General features: G+C 50.6%; 6 protein-coding genes and 1 pseudogene. All 7 read right to left on the bottom strand.

Annotated elements, in window-relative coordinates:
• Positions 1-1,675: pseudogene (locus H0248_RS20560) on the bottom strand (hypothetical protein); the annotation flags it as partial.
• A 20-nt stretch (positions 1,676-1,695) separates the two neighbouring features.
• Positions 1,696-2,613 carry a DUF4123 domain-containing protein gene (locus H0248_RS20555; protein WP_180787301.1) on the bottom strand — a complete coding sequence of 306 codons (918 nt, stop codon included), beginning with the start codon at positions 2,611-2,613 and terminating at the stop codon, positions 1,696-1,698.
• Positions 2,610-3,566 (bottom strand): DUF4123 domain-containing protein, encoded by a 957-nt coding sequence (locus tag H0248_RS20550; RefSeq protein WP_180787300.1) that lies wholly within the window; start codon positions 3,564-3,566, stop codon positions 2,610-2,612. Before H0248_RS20550 ends, H0248_RS20555 begins: the two co-directional genes overlap by 4 nt.
• A 230-nt stretch (positions 3,567-3,796) precedes the next feature.
• Positions 3,797-4,495: an ankyrin repeat domain-containing protein gene (locus H0248_RS20545; RefSeq protein ID WP_180787302.1), complete on the bottom strand. Its 699-nt coding sequence runs from the start codon at positions 4,493-4,495 to the stop codon at positions 3,797-3,799.
• A 65-nt stretch (positions 4,496-4,560) separates the two neighbouring features.
• Complete coding sequence (locus tag H0248_RS20540) at positions 4,561-5,259, bottom strand: ankyrin repeat domain-containing protein (protein WP_080751766.1); 699 nt, start codon at positions 5,257-5,259, stop codon at positions 4,561-4,563.
• 80 nt (positions 5,260-5,339) lie between these two features.
• Complete coding sequence (locus H0248_RS20535) at positions 5,340-6,713, bottom strand: PAAR domain-containing protein (RefSeq protein ID WP_180787299.1); 1,374 nt, start codon at positions 6,711-6,713, stop codon at positions 5,340-5,342.
• 9 nt (positions 6,714-6,722) lie between these two features.
• Positions 6,723-7,630 (bottom strand): type VI secretion system Vgr family protein (locus H0248_RS20530; RefSeq protein ID WP_257981570.1); only part of this gene is annotated, 908 nt, incomplete at its 5' end.

The raw sequence follows: 7,630 nt of genomic DNA, 5'->3' as shown, positions 1-7,630 counted from the left end.
TTTTCTGGGCTGCACCATCGTCACTGGGCTTTGATGGATGAGCGGCACCGGGCGTTATGGGTTGTGTGCCTTTAGGTAGCGCTATCGTTTCCTTATCCTGCGGCGTGTCTTTATCTTTACTTTTTACTTCATCAGGTTTTTGTTGTGGCTTTTTATCGCTGCTGGATTCACTTTTTGGCTGTGGTTTAGTGTTTGGCGATGTTTCCGATGACGTGGAATGGTGCTGCTCAGAGGGCGTATGTGGACGTTGAGAAGCATGTGGGGCGCTCGTAGAATGTTTCCCGCCCTGAGAGGCCATACCGACTCTATTCTTACCGCCTTTTCCTGGCATAGCAGAAAATATACCTATTGATGACATCATTCCGGCCTCAGCCATCGTCAAGCCACCAGGCTTTTCTGCCCGTTGATTAAATTCAGTGATTTCCTCTTCGGTACGATAGTCACCCGATCCCCCCTTTTGCACCGTCATGGCAGATAACTCACAGCTCCCTTTAGGCCGTGCACTGCCAATAACCTGCGTCATGATTTGAGGGATAAATTCAGCAAATTCAGCCTCAATTAATCCCGTCACAACGGTAAACATTGAGATTAATTTTTCGAGGACGTTCACCATGGCTCGAAAGCTGTCAGCCATCAGCACAACGATCCAACTGCGCTCACCAGAAACACCTTTCACCAGCAGATCCAGCGCTGCTTTCATGGTTTCCAGTATTTTTTTCCCTTTATCAGCATAAATTCTGATATCAGAACGTATACCCATCAACCAGTTGACTATATTACCGTTACTCAAACTGCGAATAATTTGAGTAGCTTCCTCAATATGCTGCTGTTTGTTGCCTTTCGCGCCTTTCAGTTTCCGTAAAGCTTGCGTAATGGCATTCCCACTGACTTTTAGCGCATCCCCCGCACCAGGAACAAACCCAATGACGCACAGCACCCCGTCAATCTGATGCATGGTGTCGTTCAATAACTCGGCATCTTCATAACTATCCCAGCACCACTTCCCTAGAAAATAGACATCTATTACCTGTCCGACTACGGGAATGCAGCCCAAAATGACTTCACAGAACAGCAGAACGGCGTTATCAATACTGGATGCCTTACTCGCTACCTCCGCCGCCTGTTGATGCTGAATCCGGCGGATTTCCCTTTGGAGCTCGCTATCACTTCTATAGAGTTGCCTTTCCAATTCCCAGAAGCGTTTCAACGCCGGTTTATATTGATCCGGTATCGTACTTAACGGCATTCTCACTGACTGCTGGACAGATCCATACTCCACCAGCCCTTGCGCTCTCAAAATGACGAACAGGGAAAAGTATTCTCCAGCAAAACTCGCGTAAGCAGGGTTCGACATCAAAACAGGGTTATTTTGCACCGTTTCTTTAGGGTCGAACGTATCGCTGCCTTCCCCCAAAATCAGTTCATATGTTCTACATCCCATGTCATGGATGAAAAACAGGCCATTTTCGTCAGTTTTACCTCGTATCTCGTGATTATTGCTATCGGTTAATTGAAAAGGGGCGTTCGGTATTGGGTCGCCTGAATCGTAATGGTAATAAACAAGTATTTCGCAGCCACAGGTTGTACATCCCCCTGAAATTTTATTATCCGTGGTGAAATTACGCTTCGCGGCATCCCCGCTGGCAGCTAACGCGCTGCTTTTATCCTGACTCATGAAATGACGTCCTTTTTATTTTATGCTTCGTCCAGGTGGTCAATGGCTGCCTGATACAGGCGATCCATACGACTTTGCGTGCCAATATATTCAGGCTGTACCAGAATGTTTTTTGCCCAGGGCTGCTGCATGAATTCCGGCGAAAGTTCTGTCGCCAGTGCCAGCCAGCGTACGATATCGCGGTCGTTGTTAAAGCCGCTGTTCCTCGCCTGTTCCGCCTGCTGATGGGTAAACGCCTGTAGTTCATCATCAGGCGCGTTTTGCCAGTCAACATGGTAAGCACGCAGATGTTCCATATAGCGCGCCAGATTGTGTTGCCCGTAAGGCACCATGATGGCTTGCCATTGTTCGTCACTCAGTTGGCGAGGCAGGATGTCAGGAATAGAGTGTGGTTCGCGGGCGGTGAGATTTAAGGCACGTATCGCGCCGTCAGGGGAAATATCGCAGAAACGGGATATCGGGCCATAGAGTGCACAGGCTTCCTGTGCGGAACTGGCGGATAACAGCTGATTCATCACCTGCCAGTCACCGACGCGCAGGATGACATTCTCCCCAGAAGGTGAAGTCACCAGGCTCCACTGTCGCAGATGTTTCGTCACCTCAAGTAGCTGATCGAGCGGTGAATATGCCCGCATAAACCATTCCATCTGTAGCCCCATTCCCCAGCCTGGCTGAGTGATGATGTGTTCTTTCACCTGCGACCAGTTAGCGGCGTGAAGCGGGATGCAATAGGGCGCTACCGAGGCATGCACGCGCCCTGCCTCCCCCCAGTACAAACGTGTCTGTTCCAGGCTGCCCCCCCAGCGTTCGGCCAGCCACGGCACAGCATCGTTCATCGACGATTCGGCGATAACAAAACAGCCGCCCTGAGCGATACGCGTTTGCCAGACGGCGTCATCTTCCGGCAGCAGTTCAAGGAAAGGTTGCGATACACTCACAGCGTGACCTCCGTTATGTCAGGCAGTTCGCCCCGCATCCAACCAGGGCGATGGTAATTAAGCTGCACACTATCAATACGTTCAGGTTCGGATTTAAAAATCCGAATACTGTCCGCGATCGAATAACGTTCAGTTAGATGAATAAAGATCGGGTGCAAATAGAATTCACTGCCGAGCACCCAGCGATGAGCAGACCAGGCTTCACATTCCGCTTCGCTGGCTTTCGGGTAATAGTTCTCAGCTAATGCAATGCCGCTAATAAAGCGAGCTTTTACTATTTCAATATCCAGAGGAAAAAAACATTGTGCACTGACAAAAAGAAATAGTTCATTAGCCAGTCGGTGCAGGCGATTATCATTAGCGAGAAGGTAATATTGATAGTGCGTTAACGTAATGTGGTACGTTTGATTAATGTCGTTCTGTTTTTCTTTATTAACATCCTGCTGTGCGAATAGCTGATACTCCCCACGTTCACTATTCACGATGGGCAAATACAGGCTATTCAGCGGGCCGAGAAAATCAGTTTGTGCCGCAAAGTCCAAGGTAGGCCACCAGACCGATAAAACGTCTGGCGCATAGCTACGAAATAGCGCTCGAGTGCCATCAGGCCAGAGACAAAAAATACGCTGCTGCCAAAAATCAGCCACCTGCTGCAATGTCAGGTCGCCATGCATGAGCATCACGCCACCATGCCGCTCCGGCTGTGTCTCAGCCAGCCAATGCAGCAGTGTTTCTCCTGGTTTGCCTTCTTCTATTTTCACCACAATAGGCGCCCACATCTGCCAGTTTTCGGCATCCTTGCCAAATTGCAGCTGTTGCCATATATCCGCCGCAGCAGGTTGAAAAGCCTGCCAATATTCCAGTAATTGGGGATAATTCAACGGCGAGATAATAGCGAACAACGGCGCATTAAACTGGCTGATTTCAAACAGGGTAGAACCGTTTGCCATCATCGTTATTTGCCTGTGAATAAATGAGATAGTTTTTAATACGATGAGCGTATACTCTAAATAATTCGAGTTGCGTGAATAAGAGCAGCCAACGCACAAGCAGCTTGAAGTATGACGAGTATATATTGATAATCGCAGCAACGACCCAATAATCACGTAGATTATCGGGTCGAGACATGCCGTTTATTTTTATGACGCAAAAATAAATAATAAAACGGAGAATAAAAATAAAACTATACTGGCAGTCCTTTTTTCCAACGCTCCCGAACTTCAGCAGGTGACAGCGGTGGGAATTTAACACCCCGCTCCAGCAACAGCTGCTTTACCTTTAGTGCCCAAGGGTAGTGAGGAGATTTAGGCGACATAATGGATAGGCTGTCATCCACGGTAAAAGCGAGATTACTGCCTGTATCATCATAAATATTACTATCTGCGCCGTGTTCTATCAGCCAATAGACGATTTCATATTTATTCAGATAAGCAGCATAGTGAGCGCTGTTTACTTTGGAACCATCAACGAGGTTCAAATCGGCGCCCCGCTCTACGAGTAATTTGATATCGGCCCAGCGTTCCTCACCAATAGCACTATATATTGCTGGCTGGCCACGACGCCCAATGGCATTCGGATCGCCCCCCGCATCCAGAATAATACGCAGCCAGTCTGGATCTTTGGCTCCCGCCACGGAATTAACTGCGCTGTCGCCAAATCCGTCTTTATAGTTTGGATCGACACCCAGTTTAAGTGCCAGCGTGACGGCCTTTTTATCCTTCGTCTCATAAATCAGCCACAGCAGCGGCGTCACACCTTCTTTTCCATGAATATTCAGGTTAACGCCCTGCGACAGCTGATGACGAGCGGCTGATTCGTCACCTTTTTGAATACTTTCCAGTACCGCCACCACAGGGGGCTCAAAAAGTTCACTCGCCCGCATACTGTGTCCTCCCGCCTGACAAGCGGTTAACAGTGGCAAACTAGCCAGCAGCCAATACCACCACCTCAAAGAGGTTCTCCTTTTTCCCAACGCTCCCGAACTTCAGTAGGTGACAGCGGTGGGAATTTAACGCCCCGCTCCAGTAACAGCTGTTTTACCTTCAGCGCCCAAGGATAGTGGGGAGATTTAGGGGACATAATGGATAAGCTGTCGTGCACACGCCACGCCAGGCTACTACCGGTTGAAGAATAGGTATCAAAACTTGCGCCCTGCTCAATCAACCAATAAACAATTTCGTATTCATTTACATAAGCAGCATAAAGCGCACTATTTCTTTTATTTTGATCTTCTAAATTCAGATCAGCCCCTTTTTCAACGAGTAGCTTAATATCAGCCCACCGTTGCTCATTAATGGCGCTAAATATTGCAGGCTGACCACGCCGACCAATGGCATTCGGATCTCCACCTGCATCCAGAATAATGCGCAGCCAGTCCGGATCTTTGGCTCCCGCCACAGAATTAACTGCGCTGTCGCCAAATCCGTCTTTATAGTTTGGATCGACACCCAGTTTAAGTGCCAGCGTGACGGCCTTTTTATCCTTCGTCTCATAAATCAGCCACAGCAGCGGCGTGACGCCTTCTTTTCCCTGAATATTCAAGTTAACGCCCTGCGACAGTTGATGACGAGCGGCTGATTCGTCACCTTTTTGAATGCTTTCCAGCACCGCCACCACAGGCGGTTCAAAAAGTTCACTCGCCCGCATACTGTGTCCTCCTGCCTGACAAGCGGTTAATAATCCCAGAATAACGACGCCTACCCATTTTATACGTGCCAACCATTGCATTATATTCCCCTGAATGTATTGGTTATCTTCCCGATATCTTCCTTTTTCTGGCTTTCAATACCCGCAATCACCTGATCCATACCATGACGCGCAATCGGTGAACCACCAACAGCGGGAAGCGCCATCATATCACCGCTGGCTTTCGGCAGCCCCCCTCCCAGTAGCTTTGCAACACCGATAACACCACCAATCGCCGCGCCGGCGGTTCCGCCAATCAATGCGCCCGCACCGGATAGCAAGCCTGGAATCAAAGCCTTACCGTAAGTTTGCACCATGGTTAATATCTCGCCATCGACCGCTTGTGTTTTAATCAATGACGCCGTTTCTGCCAATGTCGCACCACCACCTCGCAAGGCCGTATTCTCATGTAATCCTGCGGCATTGAACGTATAGCCGGGAAGTTTTGTCGCACTGACAGCAGCAGAGGCTAACCCGCCCCCCAGAGAATGACCAACAATAACAGGTGGAGGATTTGGTATCAGATCTTTGACTTGAGTCGCAAGATCCATTGCTTGTTTGTACTGCGCAGCTTCAAATCCCATACCCTGAGTGGCGTTAGTCAACCAATCTTTCACTCCCGTCACCGCATTATTGGTGCCCCGGTAGGTCAACATGGTTTCGCCATTAATCGCTGATTTAAACAGTGCAGAACCAAACCCTGTTTTCTTATCCATGAAGTCATTGTCCGTCAAACCCGGAAGTTTTTGGACATCCATTAGTTCCAACCCAACCGGTGCTTTCGGCAGTTTATCGAGCACACCTCGCCGGAATTCATCGACCGAATAAACGTACTGGGCCGCTTCGGCGCGTAAGATGCTGTCGTTGTTAAACGCCAGTCGCTTTGCCGCATCGGCTAATCCCGGCAGCGTTGCCGCCTCGGTCGCCAATTTGGCGCGCGCCAAATAGCGATCTTTACGCTGGGCGACGGAGAGCAGGTCATCAAGAATGGGCAGCTCGGCGACCGAAGCCCACTCCATCAGCGTCGGCAACAGCATTGGCGTCAATGCCAGCAGAGGGGCGCGGCTTTTTGCCGATTGCTCAGCGCACGGCTTCACCGGGGACTGATAGGGCGAATCGCCAATGATTACGTTCCCACTGCCAGCGGCAACCGAACCGCCGCAGCCGATCGCATCACCAATACGCGCCGCCAGCTTTCCATTGATGATAACCGTACCGGAGCCCGCGGATATCGCACGATTGTGCACGCCGTGGGGCACATTCGGGCAGGGGCAAGCGTGGAGTAAAACCGCATCGCTTTTACGGGCGGCTGGTTTGCCATTGATAATGACATCACCGCTGCCTTCAATAATCGGGGTGGCGGGAAAACAGCCGTGCCCCGCGCAACTGTCACCTAAACGTGCAGCACCTGGCATAGTTCCTCCTTAACGTCTGTCTGGCGCATCGGGCAGCGTAGGCTTCGTCGGATCTTCTGGCGTAATGGATACTGGCGCAGTCCCTACACCAGCCGCACCGCCATCGTTGATTTTCACAATCGTCCCGGAAATCGTGACACCCGCGCTATCAATCTTGATAAAGCCGCCAGGCCCTTTGATGGTCAGAGCCTGTCCCGCTTCCAGCACGATATCCGCGGCTTTCAGGTAGCTGTCCGTATTCACCAGAACGCGCTGGTGCGCGCCGATCAGCGTCTCCTCAGAACCGGACATCGTGGTCTGACGGCTCCCTTCGATACGGGTAATCTCTCCCCCGCCGATGAAACGTTTGAACGACGCACCAATTTTCTGAATAAAACTCCGGCCAATTTCCTGATGATGATCCTGACCAATGTTTTCAAAATCATCCTTGCCTATCGTTCGATGGCGGTGACGCGTGACCCGTTGGAACTGATCCTGATCCACGCTGAGGTGCTGATCGCGCCCGACGCTCTGCCGGTGGATGTTGTTAATAACACCATCCATATCTTTTTGAGCGTGGTAATAAATTTGCTCACGCGTCGCCTCATCCTCAAAACGCAGTTCGTTGAAACCACTGCCTTTATGCGTATCGGTACGAAGCGTGGTACGCGTTTTATGTGCTGGTAAAACGTACGGCGTCGGATTGGTGGCGTGGAAAGTACGCCCGGTGACAATCGGCTGGTCCGGATCGCCTTCAAGGAAGCTGACGATCACTTCATGGCCGATACGTGGGATGGCAATCATGCCGTACTGGCCGCCCGCCCAGCCCTGACTGACGCGCACCCAGCAGGAGCTCTGGTCGTTACTCGTGCCGTAGCGATCCCACGGGAATTGCAGTTTTACCCGACCATACTGGTCGCAGTAGATTTCTTCCCCCG

The sequence above is a fragment of the Pectobacterium brasiliense genome, assembly GCF_013449685.1.
Taxonomy (GTDB): Bacteria; Pseudomonadota; Gammaproteobacteria; order Enterobacterales; family Enterobacteriaceae; genus Pectobacterium; species Pectobacterium brasiliense_A.
Note: the sequence above shows the minus strand (reverse complement) of the source record. Positions and strands in the feature narration are given on the sequence as shown.